The sequence below is a fragment of the Cryobacterium tagatosivorans genome (genome assembly GCF_004402215.1).
GTDB lineage: Bacteria > Actinomycetota > Actinomycetes > Actinomycetales > Microbacteriaceae > Cryobacterium > Cryobacterium tagatosivorans.
The window spans coordinates 16,575-40,423 of sequence record NZ_SOEZ01000010.1 but is presented as its reverse complement, the minus strand read 5'-3'; the positions used below and the strand labels follow the sequence as shown (position 1 = coordinate 40,423).

The window sequence follows — 23,849 nt, the reverse complement described above, 5'->3', positions numbered from 1 at the left end:
TGTTCACACGGATGCAACATGGCCCGGGCTAAAATCGGGGCATGACCTCCGCTTCCGTGCCCGATTTCGCCAACGCCCTCATCGCGCCCGGACCGACACCGGAGTACCCCGGCCGGATGCGCCGCTTCGGCCAGCTCGTCGGCTCCTGGTCGACGACCAGCTCGCGGCTGGACGAGGCAAGCGGCGAGTGGACCGAACGCGAGTTCACCTGGATCGTCGAGTTCATCCTCGACGGTCGCGCCGTGCAGGACGTCGAGGTCGTCGCCAGCGCCACGCATCCCTCCGGGTTCGAGACCGTGGCCACCGCCATCCGGGTCTACGACCCGAACGCCGGCGCATGGCGAGTCAGCTTCTTCGCGCCGACGCTGGGGGAGTACTGCCACCTCGTCGCCACCCCGCACCGCAACGGCCTCCGCCAGGACGGCACGGGCACCGACGGCCGCCCGATCCGCTGGAACTTCACCTCGATCACCGCCGACGCCTACACGTGGGAGGGCTGGGTCTCGAACGACGAGGGTGCCAGCTGGCTCATCGTCGCACGCAACCGGGCCACCCGCATCCGCTGACCCGTCCGGGACCGAGCGTGAACGCTAGAGCGCGAAGGTGAAGCCGAGATCGTCTGGGTAATCGCCGAGCGCCGTGAGGTTCGCCGCCGCGCGCTGGAGGGCCGCGAGGGTGAGCCCGAGCGTGCCGGGTCCGAAGCTCACCCGGGACACGCCGAGTTCGGCCAGGCGAGCCAGCGGAACGGCGCCCGGCTTCCCGATCACGGAGAGGCGCCCGTTCACCTGGTCGAGGGCGCGCTTGACCTTGTCCTCGTCACCGAGGCCGAGGAAGAAGATCACGTCGGCGCCGGCGGCCAGGTACGCGTTCGCCCGGGCGACCGCCTCGTCCCAGTCGCCGCCGCCGGCGAGGGTGTCGACCCGGGCGTTGATCACGAGCGGGATCCCGGTGGCATCCCCGGCCGCGCGGGCGGCGGCCACCCGGGCGGCCGCGGTTTCGATGTCGAACTGGGGCGCTTTGGCCGCGCCGATGGAGTCTTCGATGTTGATGCCGACGGCGCCCGACTCTTCGATCAGCCGGCGCACGTTGCGGGTCACGCCCGCGGCATCCGGGGCGTAGCCCTTTTCGAAGTCGACCGACACCGGCAGGTCGACCGCGCCGGTGATGATCCGCGCGGCGATGATCGCCTCGTCGACGGTGATCCCTTCGCCGTCGGGCAGCCCGCGCACGTTCGAGATCGAGTGCGACGCGGTCGCCAGCGCCCGCACCCCGGGCGCGTCCGCGACGATCTTCGCGGTCATCGCATCCCACACGTTCGTCACGATCAGCGGCGTGCCCGGCACGTGCAGGGAGTTGAGGAGCTCGGCCTTCTGGAATTGGGTGAGTGTCATCGGCCCAGTCTGACCGCCATGGATGCCCCGCGCCACCCCAGCCGAATTCGGCGGGGACCGCGCTGCTACTCGGGCCGGAGGCGCAGGTTCTGCATGCCGCCGTCGACGGCGAGGGAGACGCCGGTCGTCGAGCCGGACCGTGGGCTGGCCAGGTAGGCCACCGCGTCGGCGACTTCGTCCGGGGCGACGAGCCGCCCATGCGGCTGGCGGGCGCGCAGTGCGGCCCGCTCGGCGGCGGGGTCGTCGGCGTTCTCGAGGAGGCGACTGATCCACGGCGTGTCCGCGGTTCCGGGGCTCACACTGTTGACCCGGATGCCTTCGCGCAGGTGGTCGGCCGCCATCGCCCTGGTGAGCGCGAGCACGGCGCCCTTCGACGCGCTGTAGAGGGCGCGCTCGGGCAGGCCGGCCGTGGCCGCGATCGAGCCGGTGTTGACGATGGCGGCGGAGGGCGACCGGCGCAGCCAGGGGAGCGCCGCACGCGAGACCCGGGCGATACCGACAACGTTGATGCTGAGCACCCGAGCCCATTCGTCGTCGTCATTGTCTGCGACGTTGCCCTGCGCGCCGATCCCGGCATTGTTCACCACGATGTCTATCCGGCCGAATTCGGCGGCCACCGCGGCGATGGCCGCCCGCACGGACGCGTCGTCGGCGATGTTGGCGCGCACGGCGAAGTGCGCCGCATCCGCTGCCTCCGGCTGGAGGTCGAGCACGGCGACGGAGGCGCCGCCGTCATGCAGCCGGTGGGCGATGGCGGCTCCGATCCCGGACGCGCCCCCCGTGACGACGGCGACGAGGTTCTCGAATTCACGCATTCTGGTGCCTTTCGTTGGGAGCGTCGACGAACTCCTGGCGCTGCCGCCCGAGACCCTCGATCTCGATCTCGCAGACGTCCCCGGCGGCGAGGTAGGGGAACCGCCCGGACAGGGCGACTCCTTCCGGCGTGCCGGTGAGCACGAGGTCGCCGGGCTCGAGCGCCAGGTACTGGCTCAGGTGCCAGATCACGAAGTCAACCGGGAAGATCTGGTCGGCCGTGGTCGAATCCTGCCTGGCCTCGCCGTTGACCCAGCTCCGCAGCGCCAGGTCCTGGTAATCGACCTCGTCCGGGGTCACCAGCCACGGCCCGGTGGGGTTGAAGCCGGGAGCGCACTTGCCCTTCGACCACTGGCCGCCGGAGACGCTCATCTGGAAGTCGCGCTCGGAGAGGTCGTTCGCGGTGACGAATCCGGCGATGTGATCGATGCTCTCCGCCGGCGAGGCGAGGTAGGACGCGCGCGCGCCGATCACGATCCCGAGTTCGACCTCCCAGTCGGTTTTCGTGCTGGTCCGGGGGATCTCCACCGTGTCGTTGGGTCCGACGACGGTGTTGGGGGTCTTGAGGAAGATGATCGGAACGTCGGGCGGGTTCGAGCCGGACTCGGCCGCGTGCGCGGCGTAGTTCATCCCGATGCAGACGACGGCGCTCGGCCGGGCGATGGGTGCGCCGATCCGCTGCGACCCGGCGTCGGTGAACGGCGCCAGGGAGCCGCCCCGGAGGGCCTGCCGTACCCGGTCGATCCCGCCGGATGACAGGAAGTCGCCGTCGATGTCGCGCGCGATCGGCGAGAGGTCGAAGTACCGGCCGTCGACGAGGACGGCGGGCTTCTCGTGGCCGATCGGGCCGAGGCGGGCGAATTTCATCTGGCAACTTTCATCGGGGCGGCAGGGGTGCTCGAACATCTGAACTCTCCGGCCGCGATATGGCTGGAGCTCGCGGCGCCGAGGAGCAGGACGTCAATTGACATTCTATACATCCGATGTTTAGGCTCTGAGTGCCGACCAAGGAGAAACAACTGTGAGTACCGTCATCGCGCTGGAGACCAGCGACGTACGCTTCCCGACCTCGACCTCCCTGGACGGGTCGGACGCCATGAATCCCGACCCCGACTACTCGGCCGCCTATCTGCGCATCATCACCGACGCCGACGACGGGCTGGAGGGACACGGCTTCGTCTTCACGATCGGGCGCGGCAACGAGGTGCAGGTTGCCGGCATCCGGGCGCTGGCCGATCACCTCGTCGGCCGCAACGCCGAGGATCTCCTGGACAACATGGGGGCCACCTGGCGGGACTTCGTCTGGGATTCCCAGCTGCGCTGGCTCGGACCGGAGAAGGGCGTCATGCACATGGCCATCGGCGCGGTCGTGAACGCACTCTGGGACCTCAAGGCCAAACGCGCCGGCCTTCCGCTCTGGCAGCTCCTGTCCCGGATGACGCCGGAGCAGCTCGTCGAACTGATCGACTTCCGCTACCTCACCGACGCCCTCACCCCGGCGGATGCCCTCGCCATCCTCCGCGCCGCGGCGCCCGGTCGCGCCGCGCGGGAGTCGCACCTGCTGGCATCCGGGTACCCCGCGTACACCACGACGCCCGGCTGGCTCGGCTACAGCGATGAGAAGCTGGCCCGCCTGGCCCGGGAAGCGGTCGCCGACGGTTTCTCGATGATCAAGCTCAAGGTCGGCGCGAACGTCGACGACGACATCCGCCGGATGCGCATCGCCAGGGAGGCCGTCGGCCCCGATATCCGGATCGGCACGGACGCGAACCAGCGTTGGGGGGTCGACGAGGCAATCGCGTGGATGGCGCGCCTGGCCGAGTTCGACGTGGCCTGGATCGAGGAGCCCACCAGCCCCGACGACATCCTCGCCCACGCCGCGATTGCCCGCGGCGTCGCGCCCATTCCGGTGGCGACCGGGGAGCACATGGCCAACCGGATCATGTTCAAGCAATTCCTCCAGGCCGACGCCCTGCAGGTGCTGCAGATCGACGCCACCAGGGTCGGCGGCGTGAACGAGAACATCGCCATCCTGCTGCTGGCGGCGAAGTTCGGCGTTCCGGTCTGCCCGCACGCCGGCGGGGTCGGCCTCTGCGAGGCCGTGCAGCACCTCTCCATGTTCGACTTCGTCGCGGTCTCCGGCACGACCGAGAAACGCGTGATCGAATACGTCGACCACCTGCACGAGCACTTTGTGACACCGGTCGTGGTCCGGCAGGGCGCCTACCGGGCGCCGACCGCGCCGGGCGCCGGCATGGAGATGCACGCCGCCAGCCGCGCCGAGTACGCTTTCCCCGGACATGACTGAGATCGCTCTTCCGCGCCTGGGCTACGGCGCCGCCAACGTGGGCAACCTCTACCGGGCGCTGACGGATGACCAGGCCTGGGCCATCCTGCAGGCCGCCTGGGACGAGGGGGTCCGGTACTTCGACACGGCCCCGCACTACGGGCTGGGCCTGTCGGAACGGCGGCTCGGCGCGTTCCTGGCGACGAAGCCGCGGGGTGAGTACCTGGTGTCCACCAAGGTGGGGCGGTTGCTGCGGCCGAACCCCGAGGGGGCAGGCACGCTCGACCTGGCCCACGACTTCGCCGTGCCGGCCGACACCAGGCGCCTGTGGGACTTCTCCGCCGAGGGCATCCGGCGGAGCGTCGAGGAATCGCTGGTCCGCACGGGGCTCGACCGGTTCGACGCTTTGTTCCTGCACGACCCCGAGCGGCACAGCCTGCGGGAGGGGTGCGAATCCGCCCTGCCGGCGCTGGCCGGGCTGCGCGATGAAGGGCTCGTCGACGCCATCGGCGTGGGCTCGATGGACACCGACGCCCTGCTGGCCTCGGTGGAGACCGGGCTGCTCGACCTCCTCATGGTCGCCGGCCGATTCACCCTCGCCGAACAGCCCGCGCTCGCCGCCGTGGTCCCGGCCTGCCGGGAATGCGGCGTCGGAATCGTCAACGCCTCCGTGTTCAACTCGGGGCTGCTCGCGACCAACGATCCCGGGGCGAACGCGCGGTACGACTACGGGACGGCGCCGGCCGAGGTGCTCGAGCGCGTGCGGCAAATCGCGGCCGTCTGCCGCGACTTCGGGGTCTCTCTCCCCGCGGCCGCCCTGCAGTACACGCTGCGGGAGGACGCGGTGCGCACCATTGTGGTCGGCGGAAGCCGGCCGGAGCAGCTGCACGAGAACGCCGGGCACATGCGGGCACCCATCCCCGAGGAACTCTGGCAGGCGCTGGCGCAGAGACAGCTGATTCCCGCATGAGTGCGGGCATCCGTCGCATCGACGCCCACCTGCACCTCTGGGACCTGGACGTGAGCGAGTACGCCTGGTTGGGCCCGGAGTCCGGGGAGCTGCACGCGAGCTGGACGCCGGGGCAGGCCGCCGCGGAGCTCGATCGGGCCGGAATGGCCGGAGCCGTGCTCGTCCAGGCCGAAGACAGCCGGGTGGACACGCAGTTCCTCCTCGACGTCGCCGCTGACCACCCGTGGGTGCTGGGCGTGGTGGGCTGGATCCAGCTCGATGATCCCGTCGCCGCCGGCCTCGACCTCGACCGCTGGCTGATGCAGCCCGCCTTCCGCGGTGTGCGCCACCTCATCAATGACGACCCACGGGAGGACTTCCTCGACCGCGGGGCGGTGCGCGCGTCCCTCCGGGAGCTGGCGAACCGGGGGCTCCCGTTCGACATCCACGACGCCTGGCCGCGCCACCTCGGCCAGGCCGAGCGGCTGGCCAGGGACCTGCCGGGGTTGACCCTGGTCATCGATCACCTGGCCAAGCCGCCGCGCGGCCGGGACGGCTTCGAGGCCTGGCGGACGGGCCTGGCCGGCGTGGCCGCCCATCCGAACACGGTGGCCAAGATCTCCGGCCTCGGCTTCGCGGGAACCCCGATCACGGTCGCCGCCCTCCGTCCGGCCTGGGACACGGCCCTGGAGCTCTTCGGCCCGGGCCGCCTCATGTACGGCGGCGACTGGCCGCTGACCGTGCCGAAGGGGGGCTACCAGCGGACCTGGCGGGTGGTTTCGGAACTGGTCGGCGAGCTGGCCCCGGCCGAGCAGGCGAGCATCCTGTCGGGAACCGCCACCCGCGTCTACGGGCTCCCCGAGGGCCCGTCCCCCGTCCCCGACCACGCCAACGACCACACGAAAGGAACGGCATGCTTCTCGGAATCAACCCTCTCCTGACCGGAGAACTGCTCAAGCACCTCGACGAGATGGGACACTCCGACTCCGCCATGATCGTCGACGCCCATTTCCCGGCGTCCCGCCTGGCGAAGCGCCTGGTCTCCCTGCCGGGCACGTCGTCGCCCGACGCGCTCCGGGCGGTGCGGAGCGTGCTCCCGCTCGACGACGCACCGGCGGTCGACCTGATGACCTCGGCCGACGGAGCGCTCCTCGAGGTGCAGGAGCAGCTCCTGGGCGCGGCCGGCGTCGGCCCCGAGGAGAGCCGTTTCGTGGACCGGTATGACTTCTACGCGGCCGCCGACAGCGCCTACGTCATCATCCGCACGGGCGAAACGCGCACCTACGGGTGCGTCGTCGTGCGCAAGGGGCTCGTCGGGCACTGAGAACGGGGCCCCGGCGCCCGCCGCGCTACTGCCCGGCGATCGACCGGACGCCGTGCAGCCGGCCGCGAATGAACGTGTTGGCGTGGGCGGCGAGGTCGCCGGAGTCCTGCCAGAGGTTGCGCCAGATGCCGAGCATCCGGCTCAGATCTTCGTTGACGACGGCCGAGGAGAACGACTCGAAGACCACCGGCCCGTCGTAGTCGATCCGTGCCAGCCCGCGGAAGAAGGCATCGAAGTCGACAGTTCCGGAACCGAGGTAGCCGCGGTGGCTCTCGCCGATATGCACGTAGCCGAGCCGGTCGGCGACGTCGAGCACCGGGGAGAACAGATCCGGCTCCTCGATGTTCATGTGATACGTGTCGAGGTGCACAGAGACGTTCGGGTGGTCGACCTCGTCGAGAAAGGCCAGCGCCTGGCGACCGGTGTTCAGCAGGTTCGTTTCGTAGCGGTTGACAACCTCGAGGGACAGGTGGATGCCGAGGTCGGCGGCGCGACCGGCCAGCCGGTGCAAGGCGGCCGCGCTCGACGCGCGCCCGGCCGCGGTCGCGGGTTCCAGATACTTCTTCATCGCGCTGTAGATCACGCCGCAGAGTCGCGTTCCGCCCATCGCGTGCACGATCTCGAGGCACTCGCCCAGCATCCGCTCGCCGGCGGCCGCCACGGCGGGGTCAGGGCTGGTTAGGTCGGTTGATTCGCTGAGTCCGAGTGAGGCGCTCGCGGCCAGTCCATGCTCCTTGAGCAGCCGCGCGGCCAGATCGCGGTCGAATCCAGCGGGGTCCATGAGCGGGATTTCGATGAGGTCGAAGCCCGCCTTGCTCGTCTCGCGGATGGCGTGGGTGAGCCCGGCTTCGTCGAAAGTCCCTGTAAATACAAGGGCATGGGCACCAATCTGCATGGGGAATATCACTCTCGTCGGGGGTCAGGCCTGGCCGGTGCCAGGTCGCGCACCTTCAGACTATGACTACTTGACCGAATTAGATACATTAGGATACAACTAGTACCAGCGACCAAGTAATTTCTAAAATTGGTCGGACCTTTGGCGTTTTTCGTGGCATGATCATGCACACGTGTTCCTCCAAATCCATCCTCCGATGAAGTAGGTGAGTGTGTGTCAACCCAGCTTTTGAAAGTCAGCGGGATCAGCAAGAGCTTCCCCGGCGTGCAGGCGCTGAAGGACGTTCAATTCGAACTGAACCGCGGCGAGGTCCTCACCCTCGTCGGCGAAAACGGGGCAGGCAAGTCCAGCCTGATGAAGATCCTCTCCGGGATCTACTCGAAGGACTCCGGCAACATCGTGCTCGAGGGCACGGAGGTCGAGATCGACAGCCCGAAGGCCGCCCAGGCGCTCGGCATCAGCATCATCCACCAGGAGATGAACCTGATGCCCCACCTCACGGTCGCGCAGAACATCTACATCGGACGCGAGCCGCGGACCGGCCTCTTCGTCCGGGCACGCGCGCTGAACCAGCGCGCCACCGAGCTGCTGACCCGCCTGGGAATCGACCTCGACCCGCGGGAACTCATCGAGAACCTCACGGTGGCCAAGCAGCAGATGGTGGAGATCGCCAAGGCGCTGTCGTTCGACGCGAAGGTGCTCATCATGGACGAGCCCACCTCCGCCCTGACCGAGGCCGAGACGGAAACCCTCTTCAACCTGATCGAGGGTCTCAAGGCGTCCGGAACCGGCATCATCTACATCTCGCACCGGATGGACGAGCTGCGCCGGCTCTCCGACCGGGTGACGGTGCTGCGCGACGGCGCCTACATCGGCACGCTCGACAAAGCCGACATCGACATCCCGACCATCATCGAGATGATGGTGGGCCGCCACATCGAGGAGGGCGCCCGACCCGAGGCTCGCCAGCACGCCCACGACGACGTCGTGCTCAAGGTCGAGGGGCTGAACACCCGCCATCTCCTGAAAGACATCAGCTTCGAACTGCGCCGCGGCGAGATCCTCGGCTTCGCCGGGCTCATGGGCGCCGGTCGAACCGAGGTCGCCCGGGCGATCATCGGCGCCGATCCCTCCGAGGGAACGCTCATCCACATCGACGGCAAGCCGGTGAAGATCTCGCAGCCCTCCGAGGCGGTGGCGCACGGTGTTGGCTACCTCTCCGAGGACCGCAAGCTGTTCGGCCTGTTGCTCGAACAGGACGTGAACACGAACATCCTGCTGGCCTCACTGGCCGACTACACGAACCGGTTCGGCTTCGTGAACACCGAAAAGGGCAAGCGGAAGTCCCGCGACTACGTGAAGGCGCTGCGGATCAAGACGCCATCGATCCACGCCACCACGAAGAACCTGTCCGGCGGCAACCAGCAGAAGGTCGTCATCGCCAAGTGGCTGGCGCGCGACTGCGACATCCTCATCTTCGACGAACCGACCCGAGGGATCGACGTCGGGGCGAAGGAAGAGATCTACCGGCTGCTCAACGAGCTCGTGGCGCAGGGGAAGTCGATCATCATGATCTCCTCCGAGCTTCCCGAGGTGCTGCGGCTCTCCCACCGCATCGTGGTGATGGCCGGCGGCCGCATCACGGGCGTTCTCAACAACGAGGACGCCAGCCAGGCGAAAATCATGGACTACGCAACCCGCATGGGCGACGAGAAAGAGCAGTGAAGCAAATGAACGCAACTCCTGTGACGGAAAAGTCACCCCTGCGCAAGCCGGACGGGCGCACCGCCGGTTCGACCAGGAGCTTCCTCCGGGCCAAGCTCCAGCAATCGCTCGCCTTTGCCACCCTGGTCGTCCTCCTGGCCTTCTTCTCCCTGGCCAACGACGCCTTCTTCACCTGGAGCAACATCTCCGGCATCCTGCTCTCGACCGCGGTGATCGGGATCCTCGCCCTCGGCACGACCTTCGTCATCATCACGGGCGGCATCGACCTGTCCATCGGAACGGGCATGACGCTGGCCTCGGTGATGACCGGGATCTTCCTGGTGAACATGCAGCTCCCCCTCGTCGTCGGCGTGCTCGGCGGCATCGCGACCGGGGCGCTGATGGGCTTCATCAATGGGTTCAACATCGCCGTGCTTCGGCTTCCCCCGTTCATTGCCACCCTGGCGATGATGTTGATCGCCCAGGGGCTGGCGCTCGTCATTTCCGGCGTCCGACCGATCTACTTCAGCAGCGTCCAGGGCTTCCGGGACATCGCACTCGGCACCTTCATCCCCGGACTGCCGAACGCCGTGCTCATCCTGTTCCTGCTGGCGGCAGTGGCCTACCTCGTGCTCAGCAAGACGATCCTCGGCCGCTACACCTTCGCCATCGGCAGCAACGAAGAGGCGACCCGGCTCTCCGGGGTCGACACCCGCAAGTGGAAGATCATGATCTACACCGTGGCCGGCCTCTTCACCGGAATCGCCGGCGTCGTCATCGCCTCCCGGCTCAACTCGGCCCAGCCGCAACTCGGCGCCGGCTACGAACTGCAGGCGATCGCCGCGGTCATCATCGGCGGGACCTCGCTCCTCGGTGGCCGGGGATCGATCATGGGCACCCTGATCGGCGCCCTGATCATGAGCGTGCTGATCAACGGCCTGCGCATCATGTCCATCCAGACCGAATGGCAGAACGTGGTCGTGGGCGCCGTCATCCTGGTCGCCGTCTTCACCGACGCGCTCCGCCAGCGACGGGCCGGCTCCTAGCCTTCACCAAGCTGGGAAGGGCTGCGTTCCCCGAGAGGCCGGGCAGCCCTTCCTCAACCGATCCTGAAATCGGTTACATCCGCAGAAGTACGCGTTTGGTAACGATCCTGTATCTACATGTATTTTTGCTAGGTTCGGCCGCTCGAAATCGATACCGTGGCGTTGTCAGCTGTGCTGCTGATCGCCGAACAAACAATGGAGTTACTCGATGAAAACAGGTAAAAAGGTCGCGTTCGTCGCAGCCGCTGCCGCGGTTGCGCTCATGCTGGCCGGCTGCTCGACGAGCGCCGCGTCCACCGATGACAGCGCGAACGGCGGCGACAGCAAGGAGCTGTACATCGCCCTCGTGTCGAAGGGCTTCCAGCACCAGTTCTGGCAGGCCGTGAAGCAGGGCGCGGAGAGCAAGGCGAAGGAGCTCGGCGTCAAGGTCACCTTCGAAGGCCCGGCGTCCGAGACCGAGGTCGACAACCAGCTGCAGATGCTCCAGGCCGCGATCGACAAGAAGCCGGATGCCATCGGTTACGCCGCCCTCGACCCGGAAGCCTGCGTCCCGCTGATGGATGCTGCCAAGGCCGCCGAGATTCCCGTCGTCCAGTTCGACGCCGGCTGCAACAGCGACTACCCGCTCAGCATCGCCAAGACCGACAGCCTCGGTGCCGGCGCGCTCGCGGCCACCCACATGGCCGAGCTCATCGGTGACAAGGGCGAGGTCGCCATTGTCGGCCACAGCCAGATCAACTCCACCGGGGTCGAGCGTCGCGACGGCTTCGTCGACGAGATCAAGAAGAACCACCCCGACATCAAGATCGTCGACATCCAGTACGGCGAGGGCGACCACCTGAAGTCGGCCGACATCGCCAAGGCCATGATCGCGGCGCACCCCAAGCTCAAGGGCCTCTACGGCACCAACGAGGGCTCCGCCATCGGCATCGTCGACGCCGTCGGCGAGCTGGGCCTCAAGGCCGGCGACCTGACCGTCATCGGCTTCGACTCCGGCCAGGCGCAGATCGACGCGATCACGAACGGCATGATGTCCGGAGCGATCACGCAGAACCCGATCGGTATCGGCGAGCAGACCGTGCAGGCCGCGTACGACGCCATCAAGGGCAAGACCCCGGAGAAGATCATCGACACCGGCTACTTCTGGTACGACAAGTCCAACATGGAAGACGCCGAGATCGCCGCGGTTCTCTACAAGTAACACCCGCGTCCTCCGCGAGGAGCGCACACAGCAGAGCCCCTGCCCCGACTCGTCGGGACAGGGGCTCTGCTGTGTGGGCGGGTCAGCGGATCGCGACGTCCCCGCAGAGGTGCACGATGACGCCGAGTTCGCGGAACAGCGCGGCCTTGGCCAGCACGGCGCGGTCGGCCAGGTCGGCATCGGGCGCGTAGGCGACCTGGGCGTGGTTGGCCTTGTGCCTGGCCATCAGCTGGTCGCGGGAGACCCCGTCCAGCACCGCGTGCATGATCGGCCACTGCGGATCGGTGGCGTCCAGGCGTCGCTGCGTCTCTTCCGCCGGAAGGTCGGCCACATGCCCGCGGCCGAGGTCGACGTGGAGCACCCCGTCCATGATGAAGACTCGCGACCAGACGATCTCGCCGGGCTTCGACACCCCGCTCAGGGTGCCTCCACCGAGGGGGAAGAACATCGCCGGCTGGCGCATGCTGTAGCTCTTGTCGTAGCCCCCGTTGTGTGAGGCGGGGACCGAGCCCGAAATCTCGAAGACCCAGACGAACTCCCCGTCGTATTCCTCGCCCCAGCGCACGTCATGCAGCGTGTTGGCCGGGTCGAGCCCCATCGCCGTCCACACGCGGTTGGTCACCAGCGCGTCCACGGCCACGCCCTCGTCGACCTCGTTGAAGTGCGGAAGGGCCAGCCCGGCGTACAGCTCACGGCTGCCGTCGCGCGAGAAGACGGGAGGCCGCTCGACGTTGTTGAGCAGGCCCTCGGCCAGGTCGCTCGCCGGGACCAGGTCCTTCAGCCCCTGCTGGTACTGGATGCCGACGGCGTCGAGCCCGTAGTCATCCGAGATCCGGAGTGCTGCGATGTACATGGCGAACTGGCTGCGCACCTGGGCGGGGGTGAGCTCCGTGGCCTCGTCCGTGCCGAAGTGGAAGGTGAAGCCCGCGGCGTCCAGCCACGTCTTGATCTCGTCGGCCTCTGAATCGCTGACCCGGTTTATTTCGGCGTAGAGCGCGCTCTGGGAGAGGCGCTCCTTGTAGATGCCGAGCGGGTTGAGCAGTTCGTCGTCGATGATGGCGTTGTACATGCCCATGCAGCCCTCGTCGAAGATACCGATGATGGCCTTCTCCTGCCGGAGTTGCCGGGCGAGCGCGACGCCGAGTTCGACCTCCGGGCTGGCCGGGTCGAGCGCGGGAAGGTCGTGCACGTGGCTCTGGTCGTGCTCGATGACGCCAGTGTCGAGCCAGGACCGCAGCTTCTCGACGGCCCATTCGTCGGTGAAGTCCTTGCTCCACAGCGCGGAATAGGCCACTCCGGCCTTGGTCAGGCTGCCGGTGAGGTTGAGGAGTCCGACGAGGCCGGGGTAGTCGCCGGCCCAGTTCGCCACGACGAGGATCGGGCCACGGTGCGACCGCAGGCCGGCCAGCACGTGGTGGCTGTACTGCCACACGGCCTCGACGACGACGAGCGGCGCGTCGGGGTCGATCGTCTTGAAGACCTCGATGCCCATGCGCTGGCCGTCGATGAAACCGTGCCCCTTGACCGGGTCGACGGCGTGCCCGCGCTGCACGCCCCAGCCCAGCGCCTCCACGGCCGCTCCGAAGTCGGCTTCGAGGCGCTGCTGGGTGGGCCAGCATTTCTCGTTCGCGCTGTGCCGCAGGTCGCCGCTGGCCACGGTGATGATCGTGCGGGCGGGCGCCGGCGCCTGGCTGAGTGGAAGAGGAAGGGGGTAGGTGGTCATTCAAGGCGTCCTTTGTTCGTTCGAACCATGACACCAGCGTTGCAGAAATCGATTTCAGGGTCAACCGGCAGGGCTGCTCCCCGAGCCGTCGTCCGAGGAGGGAGTGTTGGACAGGATGAGGGTGCGGGCCGGCTGGTCGTCGCCCTCGAGCCGTTCGAGCAGGAGGGCAGCGGCCCTCGCGCCGAGGCGCCGGGCGGGCAGCGGGATGACGGTCACTCCGATCGGTGGCTGCAGCAGGAACGGGAGATCGCCGAAGACGGCCACGCCGATACTCGGCGGGACGAGGCCGCGTTCGGCGAGGACCTGGAGGGCTCCGACGCTCATCAGGTTGTTGGCGACGAACACGGCGTCGGGCGGTGTCTCCAGGGCAAGCAACTCGGGCATGGCCGCCCGGCCGCCGGAGACCCGGAAGTCGGCGTAGCGCAGGTAGCCGTCCGGGTCCCCGCCGTTCTCCCGAACGGCCTCGCGCCAACCCTGGGCCCGCCGCTCGGCGGTCTCCACGGTGCTCGGCCCGGTGATGCAGGCAATGCGCTGGAAACCCTGGTCGTACAGGGCGCGCGTCGCATCGCGGCCGCCTGCCACGCTGTCCAGGAGGACGCTGTCGATGTCATAGCCGTGCGGGCGCCGGTCGACGGCGACGATCGGACGGCCTCGACCGAGAAGCGGGGCCAGGTCCGCCTGCCCACCGGCGGTGGCCAGGATGACCCCGGCCATGTTCTCCGACACGGCGATCCGCAGGTACCGGGCCTCCTTGTCGGGGTCATCGTCGGTGTTGCAGAGCACGACGGAGTAGCCGGCCGCCTGGGCGACGTCCTCCACCCCGCGGGCAATCGAGGTGAAGAAGGGATTCTCGATGTCGGGGATGACCAGGGCGATCACCTCGGAGTGCTGCTTCCGCAGGCTGCGCGCGGTGCGATTCGGGGTGAACGACAGCGCCTCCGCGGCTTCCCGCACCCGCTGCGCCCTGTCGGGTGACACCGCAATGCCGTTCAAGACGCGCGAAACCGTCGCGGGCGACACCCCGGCCAGCGTCGCGACGTCGTAGATCGTTGACATTCTGCCAACCCTACCGACATCGCCTCACCGATGAGGCGACATCCGGTCGCTAGCTCCAGGTGAGGAAGCGCTGGGCATTCCTCGTGAGCATCGCCTCTACGAGGTCGGCACCGATTCGGGTGCGAAGCTGCGGCAGGTAGCGCGTGCCGAGGTAGGCCAGCCCCGGCATCCCGCCGTACGCGCTGTAGCGACTGCGGCGGGCGACGTCGCCGCCGATCAGGATGTGGTCCCCGCCGCCGCCGGAGACGACGGCCTCGGTGAGGTCGAGGAGCTCCGCGTCGCTGCGCGTGCGCGGCCTGGCCATCCCGTCGTAGCCCAGCATGGCCCCTCGCCCGGCGAGTTCGAGGTGCAGGGCGGGGTTCGGGTCGCGGTCGGCATGCGCGAGCACGACCCGGTGCGCCGGGACGCCGGCGGCGGCGAGCAGGTCAAGGACCTCGTGGGCCGCGGTGCAGAACTCCAGGTGAACCATGACCGGTGCGCCCGTTGCCGCATGGGCCAGGGCGACGGCGTCGAGGGTGATCCGTTCGAAGGTCGTGATCGACCAGTAGCCGATTCCGGCCTTCAGCAGCCCGGCCCGAACGGGCGCGCCGTCGGGCCCGGCCGCCAGGCCGTGCTCGTCGTCGCCGGGGGCGGGATCGCCGTCGTGCCGGGGCATCCCCACGGTCAGGTCGGCCAGGAAGAGCCGCCCTCGTGGTTCGGCCGGGAGGGTGCGCAGCCAGTGCGCGGCGGGGTAGTGGCCCTCTCGGTGCGCCCCCGTGGTCGCGATGACGCCGAGGCCGGTCGCGAGGCTGATCCGGGCGACGGCCTCCGGGCTGCGGCCCAGGCCGATGGGGGTCGCATCCACCATGGCGTCGAAGCCGCTGGTCGCGAGCAGGCGCGCTTCCTCCCGGGAGGAAGCCTCGTCGTCCAGCTCGTCGCCGACGAGCAACGGACTGGCCTGGAACAGGTGCTCGTGGTAGTTCACCCGGCCCAGCCGGGCCGGGTCGAGGTCGCCGAGGACCGTGCGCACCTTGCTCATCGGGACGCCAGGGCCGCCTTGGAGAGCTCCGCGACGAGTTCCTCGGTCAGCTCTACTCCGAACACCTCGGCGATGACCTGAGACCAGCCGTGGATGAAGTAGCGCCAGCCATCGACGACGACGAGGCCGGATGCCGCTTCCTGCGCCCGAGCCTGGGCGAGGAACTCGAGGGTTCCCCGGTAGTTGAACTCCCACACGTAGGACTGCTCGGGGAATGCCGTGCCTTCCGGCACGGGGGAGCCCGGTCGGTCCTTGCCCAGGCCGCTGGCGTTCACGATGAGGCTGCCCTCCGGCGCGGCCGCGAACACGCCACGGGTCGCCGCCGGGTCGGTCGCCAGCAGGTAGCTGATGAGCCCGTCCGGGGTGCCGCGGCGCGCGTGCACGCTGCGGAGGTGGTCGAGGCGTTCCGGGCTGGTGTCCGTGACGACGATGCGCTCGGGCGCGTCAGCACGCTCGGCGAGGTTCCAGGTGAGCGCGGTGCCGGCCCCGCCCGCACCCAGGCAGACCGCGTGCGCGCCCGTCCGGCCGAAGTGGTCGGCGGGGAGGAACTCCCCCACGGCGAGTCCGGCGGTGATCGGGTCTTTGGCGTGCCCGATCAGCCGCCCGTCATGCTTGGAAATGCTCGAGATTTCGCCGCAGAGGGTGCTGAACTGGTCCAGCTCGTCGAACAGCTCGCTCGCGGCGGCGTAGAGCCCCATCTTGTGGGTCGTGACGAGGGCGCCTCGGTGGTCGGGGTCGTCCCTGATCCGCTCGACGAGCCGCACGTACTGCTCGGGCGTCGCGTCGACGGGGAGGTCGTGCCCGATCAGGGTGCGGGTGGGGAGACCAAGGATCCCGGCCCACGTCGGGAAGATCTTCATGATCGACGACTGCGCCGTGCTGACGCCGACGAATCCCATGTAGCCGCTCATGCGCGGGTGCCGGCCGAGGCGAACCAGCGGGCCTTGCGCAGAACCTCGTCATACCGTCCGGCGGCCAGGTCGGCGCCGGAAACGAGGTCCCCGCCGGCCCCGACCGCGACCGCGCCGGCAGCGAACCAGTCATCGAGGTTCTCGGGAGTGACGCCACCGGTGGGCATGAGGGCCACGTCGGGGAACGGACCGCGCAGGGCCTTGAGGAACGCCGGACCGCCCAGCGACGCCGGGAAGATCTTCACGACGTCGGCCCCGTACTCGATCGCGGCCATAACCTCGCTGGGGGTGAGCGCCCCGGTCAGGACGAGCAGGCCGGTGGCCTTCATCGCAGCGGTGAGGTGCGGTCGCGTGCCGGGGCTGACCAGGAAGCGCGCCCCGGCGTCCGCGGCCCTGGCGGCCTCCTCCGGCGTGGTGACCGTGCCGGCGCCCAGATAGATGCGGTCGCCGTAGCGCGCGTCGAGCTCGCGGATGACCGCGGGCGCGTCGGGGGTGGAGTAGGTGATCTCCAGCCCGGAGATTCCGCCGGCGATCAGTGCGTCGGCTGCGAGCAGGGCCGACTCGGCGCTGGGCGCGCGCACGACGGCGAGCACGCGGGCGTTGATCAGGGGGGCGAGGGTCATGGCGCTCACGCTTTCGTCGAAATGGGGTGGGGCGGTGCCTCGCCGGCGAGCACCGCGAGCAGGTTGGTCACGGCGATGGAGCCCATGTTGTCGACGGCTTCGACGGTCTGGGCGCCGAAGTGCGGCGTCACGATCACTCGCGCCGCAAGGTCGGCGGCGAGGAGGGGGGACGCCGCTCCGCTCGTGTCTCCGACAAGAGTGTCGGCGCCGAAGCCGGACACCAGGCCGGAGCGCAGCGCGTCGGCGAGGGCGTCTTCGTCGACCAGTTCGGGCCGGGCGGTGTTGATGAGGACCAGCCCGGTGCGGGCAGAGGCCAGCCAGTCGCGATCGACGATCGTGCTGCCTCCGGGGGCGTGCAGGGTGACGATGTCGCACTCCGCGGCCATCCGGGACAGGTCGAACGGGGATGCCCCGGCGGCCTCGATCTGTTCGGCGGACATCCACGGATCGTGGGCCAGGACCCGCGAGCCGAATCCCGACAGTCGCTGGGCGACTCCCTGGCCGATCCGGCCGAAGCCGACGATGCCGACGGTGAGCGAGCCGAGCTCGCGGCCACGCAGCACGGACCAGTCACCGACCCGCACTCGGCGGTCGCCTTCGGTCGTGCCGCGCAGCACGGCCAGCATCAGGCCGACGGCGTGGTCGGCTACGGCCGCGCTGTTCGCTCCGGGAGTGTTCGTGACGACGATGCCGCGCTCGTGGGCGGCCCGGAGGTCGACCGCCTCGAAGCCGACGCCGTAGCGGGCGACGACGCGAAGCAGCGGCGCGGCGTCGAGGTGCTCGGCGGTGACCGGACCCGTGCCGGCGATCCAGCCGACGGCGGTCCGGAGTGCGGGGCGCAGAGCCTCCAGCTCATGGTCTGACGGGCCCGGGTGGACGGTGTGGCCGTGCTCGGCGAGACGGGCGACCAGGTCGACGGATCCGGACGAGAACGACCGGCTGGTGGCGAGGACGGAGCCCATCAGCGGGTCGCCCGCTTCGCGAACCAGGGTTCGAGGCTTTCGTAGCCGTCGACGAAGACGGCGTGCCGGGTGAGGTAGTCGGCGTGGCGCCCGGAGTCGGGAGTGAACTCCGCCGTCACCTCCGAGAGGTTGCGGGCGGCGCCGAAGTCGTCGACGAGCCCGAGGCCGACGGCGGCGGTCACCGCCGCGCCCAGGCTGTTCGCTTCCTCGACGATGGTGCGGCGTCGCACGGGCAGCCCCCAGACATCCGCCATGATCTGCAGCCAGACGTCGCTCGCGGCGCCGCCGCCGATCGCGTCGATCCGGTCGACGGTCGCACCCGATTCCCGGAACGACTGGAGGCAGGTCAGCAGGTTGAAGGCAACGCCCTCGAGGACCGCGCGGGTCATCTCGGCGCGGCCGTGGTGACGCCCGATGCCGATGAATGACCCGGTGGCGTTGGGGTTCCAGTAGGGCGAGCGCTCGCCGAGGAGGTAGGGGAGGAAGTAGAGCCCGCTCGAGGAGGCGTCCGCCGTGGAGGCGTCTGCAACCAGGGCCGACAGGCTCGTGCCGGCCGGATCCGGGGTCAGGAGCTCCGCCACCCATTGCAGCGCGGCGCCGCCGGCCTGCATCGTTGCGGTGGGCACGTAGCTTCCCGGCACGACGTGATCGAAGGTCATGGTGCGCATCCTCGGGTCGTAGACCGGGGTGTCGCTGGCGAATGAAATCCAGGACGAGGTTCCCAGGCAGACGTAGGCGCCGTCCTCGGGCGCCACGATCCCGGCGCCGACGGCGGCAATCGGGCCGTCGCCTCCGCCCATGACGACGCGGGTGTCCCGGCTCAGGCCGGTGGCGTTCGCCGCGTCGCCGGTGAGTCGACCGACGATGGCCGTCGATTCGAGCACCTCGGGGAAGATTGCCGCATCCAGCCCGGCGGCGGCGAGCATCTCTGCCGACCACATTCCGCGCCCCTGGTCGTAGGCGTTCGTGGCGGAGGCATCCGACCGGTCCGTGGCCAGGCGCCCGGTCAGCCGGTGCACGACGAAGTCCTTGGCGACGCAGAAGTGGCGAACCCGGGCGAAGGTCTCCGGCTCGTTGTCGCGCACCCACATGATCTTTTCGAGCGAGTAGGTGGGGTTGAGGCGGTGGCCGAGCAGCGAATACGCCCGCTCCTGGCCGATGATGCCCTCGAGCCGCGCCGTCTGGGCCGCGCTTCTGGTGTCGGCCCAGATGATTGCCGGGCGCACCGGCTGATAGGCGGCGTCCAGGAGCACCGCCCCCATCATCTGGCCGCTGACGGTCAGGCCGGTGACCTCGGCGGGATCGACGCCGGACCGCGCGACGAGGGAGCGCGTGGCCGAGACGACGGCGTTCCACCAGTCCTGCGGGTCCTGTTCCGCGATTCCACCGTCAGCGAAGCGCGCGGGGTAGGCCACGGTGACCGCCGTCACGAGGCGCCCGTCATCGTGGTGAAGCGACGCCTTGTCTCCGGTCGTGCCGAGGTCGTGGGCGATGATCATTGGGGTCAGCCTTCGACGTAGTCGACGAACTCGACACCATCGGTACCGCTGAGCGCGCGGAGGCCCATGCCGTGCTCGAGCACCCACCCGTAGTCGTGGCCGGCGCCTCCGGGGTACACGGCGAGGAAGGAATACGGCTCGTCGCCGATGTTGACGCTGCGGTGCGCCCAGCCCGGCGGCATGTAGCCGATGGTGCCGGGGGTCATCTCGACCCAGCGGGTTTCGGTACCGTCGAACATGAGCAGGCCGCCGCGGCCGGAGATGCCGAGATAGATCTCGCCCTGGTGGTTGGGGTGCTGGTGACCCTTGGTCATCCACAGCTCGCCGGCGGTCGTGCCCGGCTGGATTGTCGTGATCGACTGCGGCAGTTCACGGTCGATTTCCGGCACCGGCGAGGAGATGACGGAGTAGACCACCGGGTCGCCGTCGGCGACGGCCTTTTGCCAGGCCGCGTGGTCGCGGAACAGGCCTTCGAGGTCTGACATGCGGCGGGTGAGCGTGGGCCCTTCGGGGCTGAGCGTCCCCGCGGACTGGTCGAAGCGGATGCTCATGGGGGGCACGGGCAGTGCGTGGTACTGGGACACGGCGGTCTCCTCGGTCTCGAGTCAGCTGCTTTGCTGCAACCTCAGACTACCTGTAATTACAGGTGACATGTAATTACAGGTTGATTAGTTTGCCGCCAGGGGCAGGTCGGCTCCCTGCCGGCCCGTGTGCCGCAGCGATGCTGTGCTCTCGTCGGTCGATGACGCACGGAGCTGGAACTCGAATCGGCTGCGATCGCCCCGGTGGTACGCGACGAAGTACTCCATCGGGCTGTCCTTCTCGTCGTAACCGACGCTGCGGAGCACGAGCAGCGCCTGGCCGGGGCCGACCCCGAGCAGCGCCGCCTGGGCCTCGTCCGCCGAGGCGGCCTCGGCCGAGCGTACGCCGCGCACCGCGCGGATCCCGTGCGTGGCAAGCAGCGCGTAGAGGGACTGGTCGCGGAGGTCGTCGTGGAGCACGAGGGCCCCCACCTCGCGCGGCAGGTAGGTCGTGGTCCAGGACCACGGCTCCTCGTCCACGTAGCGAAGACGCTCGATGAGCACGACGGGCGTGCCGGGGGCGAGGCCGAGCGCATCCGCGACCTCGTCCTCGGCGGGTACGATCTCTTGCCTGCGCACGTCGCTGTGCACGTGGCCGCCGCGCGCGGCCACCTCCTCGTAGAGTCCGGTGAGCGTGTGGACGAGGCTTTCGGCGGTCTTCTGGTGAGCGACGAAGGTGCCCTTGCCCTTGACCCGGTCGATGACACCCTGGTGTTCGAGTTGGAGCAACGCTTGCCGCACGACCGTTCGGGAGACGCCGAACTGCTCGCAGAGCTTGTGCTCGCCGGGCAGCAGGTCGCCCGGCCGCATGCCGAGCCGGTTGATGTCCTCGATGATCCGGCGCTTGAGCTGGTGGTACATGGGCACGGGTGCCCGGCGGTCGATATCGCCGGCGCCGGACCGGCTTGCCGGCGCTTGAGCGGGGGGAGGTGTGGCGTCCATTGTGCCTTCAGGATCTTTAGTCATGGTGCCCGATCTCAGTATGCGACGCCGGCGTGCAGGATGACGTTGGCGTACGCGGTGTACTCGCCGGAGCGTACGAAGGCGCGAGCACCGTGGGTGAGCTCCTTGAAGTGCTGGTGGGGGACCAGTGTGATGTCGATACCGAGCGGCTTGAGCCGCTCGCGCAGCGCGGCCAGCATCTGGGGGCTGTGCTGTTCGATTTCCGCGGATGCTGTGGCGCCCTCGATGACGAGTTCGGCGAGGACCGTGTCGAGGACGTCCAGGAATGCCGGAGCCCCGGGGCGGTAGGCCAGGTCGATGCGCTCGGAGCTCTGGGGAATCGGGAGTCCGGCATCCGTCACGACGATGAGGTCGGTGTGCCCCGTCTCCGAGATGACGCGGGACAACTGGGGATTGATCGTGGTGTGCGTGCTCCGCATCAGGCCACAGCCTCTTGCGCCTCGAGCAGCGCGTCGACGTCGGCCCGTCCCGGCAGGCTCGGCGAGGCCCCGCGCTTGGTGACCGCGAGCGCGCCCGCCGCGATGGCACGGCCGATGGCGGCCGGCAGCTCATAGCCGAGCGCGAGCGATGCGCCGAGGTAGCCCGCGAAGGCGTCCCCGGCCGCCGTCGTATCCACGGCGGTGACCGGGATGGAGTCGAACGCCACGACGTCGCCGGCGGAAACCAGGACCGCGCCGGCGGCCGCCATGGTGATCAGGGCGTAGCGCGCTCCGCGGTCGGTGAACCAGCGGCCGGCCTGGACGGCGGAATCGCGGTCGTGCACGCGAATCCCGGTGAGGATGCTCGCCTCGGTTTCGTTCGGGGTGACGATGTCGACGAGCGGCCAAATGCCCTCGTCGAGCTTCGCGGCGGGGGCCGGATCGAGGACGACAGTGAGGCCTGCGTCGTGACCCCGGCGGATCGCGTGCTGGGTGAGCGCCCAGGGGATTTCGAGCTGGGTGAGCAGGACCGCGGACGAGGCTCCGCGCTCGGCGAACGCGGTGTCGATTTGCGCTTCGCTGAGTGACGCGTTGGCCAGCGGCACCATCACGATGTCGTTTTCGCCGGAATCGTCGACCCGAATGTGGGCGATCCCGGTCGGTCCGTCGACCATCCGGACGTGGTCGATGTTGACGCCCGCGGCGCGGAGGCCGCCGGTGACGAGCCCGCTGAAGAGGTCGGTGCCGACGCAGGCGACCATGTGCGCGGTGCCGCCGGCGAGGCCCGCGGCCACGGCCTGGTTGGCCCCCTTGCCCCCGAGCACGAGCGTGAACTCATCGCCGAGGATCGTTTCCCCCCGCGCCGGAAGCCGGTGGGAGAACGTGGTGAGGTCGGCCGTGATGCTTCCGACGATCAGCACGCCGCCGGTGGGGGATGCCGACGACTTTGTCTGGCTCATTCTTGCCTTTCGCAGGGCGAATCACGCCCATCACGGGGTCGTCCCAAGGACGCCCCTTTCTACCTGTAATTACATTAGCCGACAGGTAGGACTAGGGTCGATGTCACTGCCGATCGCCCGAGGAAGAAAGCCAGCCAGTGAACCGTGAACTCCGTTTCTATGCCGATAGCGCCAACGTCGAGGAAGTCAGTGGCCTGCTGGCCGACGGACTGGTGCACGGAGTCACCACGAACCCGACGATCCTCGCACGCGGGCAACGCTCGGTCCGCGACATCCCGGAGCTGTACGCCCGGTGGGAAGCGGAGGGCGCCCGCGAGATCTTCTTCCAGGCCTGGGGAGACAGCGCGCAGGCCATGATCGGCAATGCCGAACGCCTGGCGGCTCTCGGGTCGCTGGTGGTCGTCAAGGTCCCCGCGACGCGGGCGGGATTCACCGCGGCTGCCGCGCTCGTTTCGACCGGCGCGAGCGTCCTGGTGACCGCCGTCTACGCGCAGGCGCAGGCGCTGGCGGCAGCCACGATCGGCGTGAGGTACATCGCTCCGTACCTGGGCCGGTTGAATGACGCCGGGCGGGAGGGCGTCGCCGAGATCTCGGCCATGCAGGCGCTGGTCCAGGGGAGCGGCACGGACGTGCTCGCCGCGAGCCTGCGAACCCCGGACGACATCGTGGCCCTGGCGCAGGCCGGCGTGCCCTTCTTCACCGCCGCTCCCTCGGTCATTCTCGCGGCGCTGCACAGCGAGGTCAGCGACCGCTCAGCCGAGGACTTCGAGGCCGCCGTGGCGCGAGGATTGCAGGGCTAACGCACCGGGCTCACGAGGCGGCGGCATCCCGCAGCCACTGCTCGACCCCGGAAATGTGCACGATGGTCAGCGCCTGGGCGAGTTCGGCATCGCCGCGCTCCAGGGCGTCGACGATCGCCTCATGCTCGGCCAGGGTACGGGCGACCGCATGCTCCTGGGTGAGTCCGCGCCAGATGCGCGCCCGCACGGTGTTGCTGGAGAGCGAGTCGACCAGGCTGGCCAAATAGGAATTACCGGCCGCCGCAACGATGGCGCCGTGGAATTCGAGGTCGTGCGCGACGAGTCCCTCGACGCTGGTCGAATCGCTCACCGAGGTGATCTGGGCACGCAGGTCGGCGATGGAGGCCGCATCCATCCGCAACGCGGCCAACGCGACAGCGGCCGGTTCGAGGATCCTGCGCACCGCGAAGAGCTCGAGGATCGAACCGTCGGCGTGGAGATCCACCACGAAGGAGAGGGCCTCGAGAAGCAGGCGAGGCTCGAGGCTGGTGACGTAGGTGCCGTCGCCCCGGCGCACGTCGAGGACCCGGATGACCTCCAGCGCCTTGATGGCCTCGCGCATGGAACTGCGGGACAGCCCCAGCCGGTCGCTGAGCTCCTTCTCCGGGGGCAGCCGGTCGCCCGGTCCGATCTCGCCCGAGAGGATCATTTCCTTGATCTTGAAGATCGCTTCATCGGTGACGGCCATGCAAAGATCCTACCTTTCCGGGCCTTCCGAACCGGCG

At 69.0% G+C, this 23,849-nt stretch carries 25 protein-coding genes; 9 read left to right on the top strand and 16 right to left on the bottom strand.

Annotation, left to right across the window (positions count from 1 at the left end):
* Nucleotides 1-41 precede the first annotated feature (41 nt).
* Nucleotides 42-566, top strand: coding sequence for a hypothetical protein (locus E3O23_RS01875; protein ID WP_134487471.1), 525 nt, complete (start codon nucleotides 42-44; stop codon nucleotides 564-566).
* A 24-nt stretch (nucleotides 567-590) separates the two neighbouring features.
* Here E3O23_RS01875 and E3O23_RS01870 read toward each other — a convergent pair whose 3' ends face one another.
* The 3 genes from E3O23_RS01870 to E3O23_RS01860 all read right to left on the bottom strand — a co-directional run bounded on the left by E3O23_RS01870 (nucleotide 591) and on the right by E3O23_RS01860 (nucleotide 3,071).
* A complete protein-coding gene (locus E3O23_RS01870; protein ID WP_134487468.1) occupies nucleotides 591-1,391 on the bottom strand; it encodes an isocitrate lyase/PEP mutase family protein in 801 nt (266 codons plus the stop codon).
* A 65-nt stretch (nucleotides 1,392-1,456) separates the two neighbouring features.
* Nucleotides 1,457-2,206 (bottom strand): SDR family NAD(P)-dependent oxidoreductase, encoded by a 750-nt coding sequence (locus E3O23_RS01865; RefSeq protein WP_134487465.1) that lies wholly within the window; start codon nucleotides 2,204-2,206, stop codon nucleotides 1,457-1,459.
* A complete protein-coding gene (locus E3O23_RS01860; RefSeq protein ID WP_134487462.1) occupies nucleotides 2,199-3,071 on the bottom strand; it encodes a fumarylacetoacetate hydrolase family protein in 873 nt (290 codons plus the stop codon). The genes E3O23_RS01865 and E3O23_RS01860 overlap by 8 nt, the downstream gene beginning before the upstream one ends.
* Nucleotides 3,072-3,225: 154 nt before the next feature.
* Between E3O23_RS01860 and E3O23_RS01855 the strand changes: the two genes are divergently transcribed.
* The 4 genes from E3O23_RS01855 to E3O23_RS01840 are packed head-to-tail and all read left to right on the top strand — an operon-like array spanning nucleotide 3,226 to nucleotide 6,764.
* Entirely contained in the window at nucleotides 3,226-4,512 is a 1,287-nt protein-coding gene (locus E3O23_RS01855) for an enolase C-terminal domain-like protein (protein ID WP_134487460.1), read from the top strand.
* A complete protein-coding gene (locus E3O23_RS01850; protein ID WP_134487457.1) occupies nucleotides 4,505-5,461 on the top strand; it encodes an aldo/keto reductase in 957 nt (318 codons plus the stop codon). The genes E3O23_RS01855 and E3O23_RS01850 overlap by 8 nt, the downstream gene beginning before the upstream one ends.
* Nucleotides 5,458-6,381 (top strand): amidohydrolase family protein, encoded by a 924-nt coding sequence (locus E3O23_RS01845; protein WP_134487454.1) that lies wholly within the window; start codon nucleotides 5,458-5,460, stop codon nucleotides 6,379-6,381. Before E3O23_RS01850 ends, E3O23_RS01845 begins: the two co-directional genes overlap by 4 nt.
* Nucleotides 6,354-6,764, top strand: a complete 411-nt coding sequence (locus E3O23_RS01840) for an RbsD/FucU family protein (protein ID WP_134487451.1) — start codon at nucleotides 6,354-6,356, stop codon at nucleotides 6,762-6,764. Before E3O23_RS01845 ends, E3O23_RS01840 begins: the two co-directional genes overlap by 28 nt.
* Before the next feature lie 25 nt (nucleotides 6,765-6,789).
* Here the strand turns inward: E3O23_RS01840 and E3O23_RS01835 are convergent, their stop codons facing one another.
* Nucleotides 6,790-7,659 carry a sugar phosphate isomerase/epimerase family protein gene (locus E3O23_RS01835; protein WP_134487449.1) on the bottom strand — a complete coding sequence of 290 codons (870 nt, stop codon included), beginning with the start codon at nucleotides 7,657-7,659 and terminating at the stop codon, nucleotides 6,790-6,792.
* Between the two features lie 213 nt (nucleotides 7,660-7,872).
* On the opposite strand from E3O23_RS01835, the gene E3O23_RS01830 reads away from it, so the two are divergent.
* The 3 genes from E3O23_RS01830 to E3O23_RS01820 all read left to right on the top strand — a co-directional run bounded on the left by E3O23_RS01830 (nucleotide 7,873) and on the right by E3O23_RS01820 (nucleotide 11,610).
* Nucleotides 7,873-9,384, top strand: a complete 1,512-nt coding sequence (locus E3O23_RS01830) for a sugar ABC transporter ATP-binding protein (RefSeq protein WP_134487446.1) — start codon at nucleotides 7,873-7,875, stop codon at nucleotides 9,382-9,384.
* A 5-nt stretch (nucleotides 9,385-9,389) separates the two neighbouring features.
* Entirely contained in the window at nucleotides 9,390-10,409 is a 1,020-nt protein-coding gene (locus E3O23_RS01825; RefSeq protein ID WP_134487443.1) for an ABC transporter permease, read from the top strand.
* Nucleotides 10,410-10,617: 208 nt separating this feature from the next.
* Nucleotides 10,618-11,610 carry an ABC transporter substrate-binding protein gene (locus E3O23_RS01820; protein WP_134487440.1) on the top strand — a complete coding sequence of 331 codons (993 nt, stop codon included), beginning with the start codon at nucleotides 10,618-10,620 and terminating at the stop codon, nucleotides 11,608-11,610.
* Nucleotides 11,611-11,692: 82 nt separating this feature from the next.
* Here E3O23_RS01820 and E3O23_RS01815 read toward each other — a convergent pair whose 3' ends face one another.
* The 11 genes from E3O23_RS01815 to E3O23_RS01765 all read right to left on the bottom strand — a co-directional run bounded on the left by E3O23_RS01815 (nucleotide 11,693) and on the right by E3O23_RS01765 (nucleotide 22,324).
* Complete coding sequence (locus E3O23_RS01815; protein ID WP_134487437.1) at nucleotides 11,693-13,333, bottom strand: fucose isomerase; 1,641 nt, start codon at nucleotides 13,331-13,333, stop codon at nucleotides 11,693-11,695.
* A 60-nt stretch (nucleotides 13,334-13,393) separates the two neighbouring features.
* Nucleotides 13,394-14,389, bottom strand: a complete 996-nt coding sequence (locus E3O23_RS01810) for a LacI family DNA-binding transcriptional regulator (protein ID WP_134487434.1) — start codon at nucleotides 14,387-14,389, stop codon at nucleotides 13,394-13,396.
* A 49-nt stretch (nucleotides 14,390-14,438) separates the two neighbouring features.
* Entirely contained in the window at nucleotides 14,439-15,407 is a 969-nt protein-coding gene (locus E3O23_RS01805) for a phosphotriesterase family protein (RefSeq protein ID WP_134487431.1), read from the bottom strand.
* Nucleotides 15,404-16,318, bottom strand: a complete 915-nt coding sequence (locus E3O23_RS18255; RefSeq protein WP_134487428.1) for a shikimate dehydrogenase family protein — start codon at nucleotides 16,316-16,318, stop codon at nucleotides 15,404-15,406. The genes E3O23_RS01805 and E3O23_RS18255 overlap by 4 nt, the downstream gene beginning before the upstream one ends.
* Nucleotides 16,315-16,941 (bottom strand): bifunctional 4-hydroxy-2-oxoglutarate aldolase/2-dehydro-3-deoxy-phosphogluconate aldolase, encoded by a 627-nt coding sequence (locus E3O23_RS18250; protein WP_134487425.1) that lies wholly within the window; start codon nucleotides 16,939-16,941, stop codon nucleotides 16,315-16,317. The genes E3O23_RS18255 and E3O23_RS18250 overlap by 4 nt, the downstream gene beginning before the upstream one ends.
* A gap of 5 nt (nucleotides 16,942-16,946) precedes the next feature.
* The gene (locus tag E3O23_RS01790; RefSeq protein ID WP_134487422.1) at nucleotides 16,947-17,903 is read right to left on the bottom strand and encodes an NAD(P)-dependent oxidoreductase; all 957 of its coding nucleotides are present in this window, start codon (nucleotides 17,901-17,903) and stop codon (nucleotides 16,947-16,949) included.
* A complete protein-coding gene (gene xylB, locus E3O23_RS01785) occupies nucleotides 17,903-19,402 on the bottom strand; it encodes a xylulokinase (protein ID WP_134487420.1) in 1,500 nt (499 codons plus the stop codon). Before xylB ends, E3O23_RS01790 begins: the two co-directional genes overlap by 1 nt.
* Nucleotides 19,403-19,407: 5 nt before the next feature.
* Nucleotides 19,408-19,986, bottom strand: coding sequence for a glucose-6-phosphate isomerase family protein (locus E3O23_RS01780; protein WP_134487417.1), 579 nt, complete (start codon nucleotides 19,984-19,986; stop codon nucleotides 19,408-19,410).
* A gap of 84 nt (nucleotides 19,987-20,070) precedes the next feature.
* Entirely contained in the window at nucleotides 20,071-20,949 is an 879-nt protein-coding gene (locus E3O23_RS01775; protein WP_241983277.1) for a GntR family transcriptional regulator, read from the bottom strand.
* A gap of 11 nt (nucleotides 20,950-20,960) precedes the next feature.
* Nucleotides 20,961-21,365 carry a D-ribose pyranase gene (gene rbsD, locus E3O23_RS01770; RefSeq protein WP_134487414.1) on the bottom strand — a complete coding sequence of 135 codons (405 nt, stop codon included), beginning with the start codon at nucleotides 21,363-21,365 and terminating at the stop codon, nucleotides 20,961-20,963.
* Nucleotides 21,365-22,324: a ribokinase gene (locus tag E3O23_RS01765; protein ID WP_134487411.1), complete on the bottom strand. Its 960-nt coding sequence runs from the start codon at nucleotides 22,322-22,324 to the stop codon at nucleotides 21,365-21,367. The genes rbsD and E3O23_RS01765 overlap by 1 nt, the downstream gene beginning before the upstream one ends.
* A gap of 137 nt (nucleotides 22,325-22,461) precedes the next feature.
* On the opposite strand from E3O23_RS01765, the gene E3O23_RS01760 reads away from it, so the two are divergent.
* The gene (locus E3O23_RS01760; protein ID WP_134487408.1) at nucleotides 22,462-23,124 is read left to right on the top strand and encodes a transaldolase family protein; all 663 of its coding nucleotides are present in this window, start codon (nucleotides 22,462-22,464) and stop codon (nucleotides 23,122-23,124) included.
* 10 nt (nucleotides 23,125-23,134) lie between these two features.
* Here E3O23_RS01760 and E3O23_RS01755 read toward each other — a convergent pair whose 3' ends face one another.
* Complete coding sequence (locus E3O23_RS01755; protein ID WP_134487405.1) at nucleotides 23,135-23,812, bottom strand: FadR/GntR family transcriptional regulator; 678 nt, start codon at nucleotides 23,810-23,812, stop codon at nucleotides 23,135-23,137.
* Nucleotides 23,813-23,849: the final 37 nt, after the last annotated feature.

Bases quoted from the DNA above. Each gene is read 5' to 3' on its own strand.
- E3O23_RS01860 (WP_134487462.1), bottom strand. From the start codon at position 3,071: ATGAAATTCGCCCGCCTCGGCCCGATCGGCCACGAGAAGCCCGCCGTC.
- E3O23_RS01815 (WP_134487437.1), bottom strand. From the start codon at position 13,333: ATGACCACCTACCCCCTTCCTCTTCCACTCAGCCAGGCGCCGGCGCCC.
- E3O23_RS01820 (WP_134487440.1), top strand. From the start codon at position 10,618: ATGAAAACAGGTAAAAAGGTCGCGTTCGTCGCAGCCGCTGCCGCGGTT.
- E3O23_RS01870 (WP_134487468.1), bottom strand. From the start codon at position 1,391: ATGACACTCACCCAATTCCAGAAGGCCGAGCTCCTCAACTCCCTGCAC.
- E3O23_RS01850 (WP_134487457.1), top strand. From the start codon at position 4,505: ATGACTGAGATCGCTCTTCCGCGCCTGGGCTACGGCGCCGCCAACGTG.
- E3O23_RS01805 (WP_134487431.1), bottom strand. From the start codon at position 15,407: ATGAGCAAGGTGCGCACGGTCCTCGGCGACCTCGACCCGGCCCGGCTG.
- xylB (WP_134487420.1), bottom strand. From the start codon at position 19,402: ATGATCATCGCCCACGACCTCGGCACGACCGGAGACAAGGCGTCGCTT.
- E3O23_RS01865 (WP_134487465.1), bottom strand. From the start codon at position 2,206: ATGCGTGAATTCGAGAACCTCGTCGCCGTCGTCACGGGGGGCGCGTCC.
- E3O23_RS01835 (WP_134487449.1), bottom strand. From the start codon at position 7,659: ATGCAGATTGGTGCCCATGCCCTTGTATTTACAGGGACTTTCGACGAA.
- E3O23_RS18255 (WP_134487428.1), bottom strand. From the start codon at position 16,318: ATGAGCGGCTACATGGGATTCGTCGGCGTCAGCACGGCGCAGTCGTCG.
- E3O23_RS18250 (WP_134487425.1), bottom strand. From the start codon at position 16,941: ATGACCCTCGCCCCCCTGATCAACGCCCGCGTGCTCGCCGTCGTGCGC.
- E3O23_RS01790 (WP_134487422.1), bottom strand. From the start codon at position 17,903: ATGGGCTCCGTCCTCGCCACCAGCCGGTCGTTCTCGTCCGGATCCGTC.
- E3O23_RS01840 (WP_134487451.1), top strand. From the start codon at position 6,354: ATGCTTCTCGGAATCAACCCTCTCCTGACCGGAGAACTGCTCAAGCAC.
- E3O23_RS01810 (WP_134487434.1), bottom strand. From the start codon at position 14,389: ATGTCAACGATCTACGACGTCGCGACGCTGGCCGGGGTGTCGCCCGCG.
- E3O23_RS01825 (WP_134487443.1), top strand. From the start codon at position 9,390: ATGAACGCAACTCCTGTGACGGAAAAGTCACCCCTGCGCAAGCCGGAC.
- E3O23_RS01875 (WP_134487471.1), top strand. From the start codon at position 42: ATGACCTCCGCTTCCGTGCCCGATTTCGCCAACGCCCTCATCGCGCCC.
- E3O23_RS01845 (WP_134487454.1), top strand. From the start codon at position 5,458: ATGAGTGCGGGCATCCGTCGCATCGACGCCCACCTGCACCTCTGGGAC.
- E3O23_RS01765 (WP_134487411.1), bottom strand. From the start codon at position 22,324: ATGAGCCAGACAAAGTCGTCGGCATCCCCCACCGGCGGCGTGCTGATC.
- E3O23_RS01775 (WP_241983277.1), bottom strand. From the start codon at position 20,949: ATGACTAAAGATCCTGAAGGCACAATGGACGCCACACCTCCCCCCGCT.
- E3O23_RS01755 (WP_134487405.1), bottom strand. From the start codon at position 23,812: ATGGCCGTCACCGATGAAGCGATCTTCAAGATCAAGGAAATGATCCTC.
- rbsD (WP_134487414.1), bottom strand. From the start codon at position 21,365: ATGCGGAGCACGCACACCACGATCAATCCCCAGTTGTCCCGCGTCATC.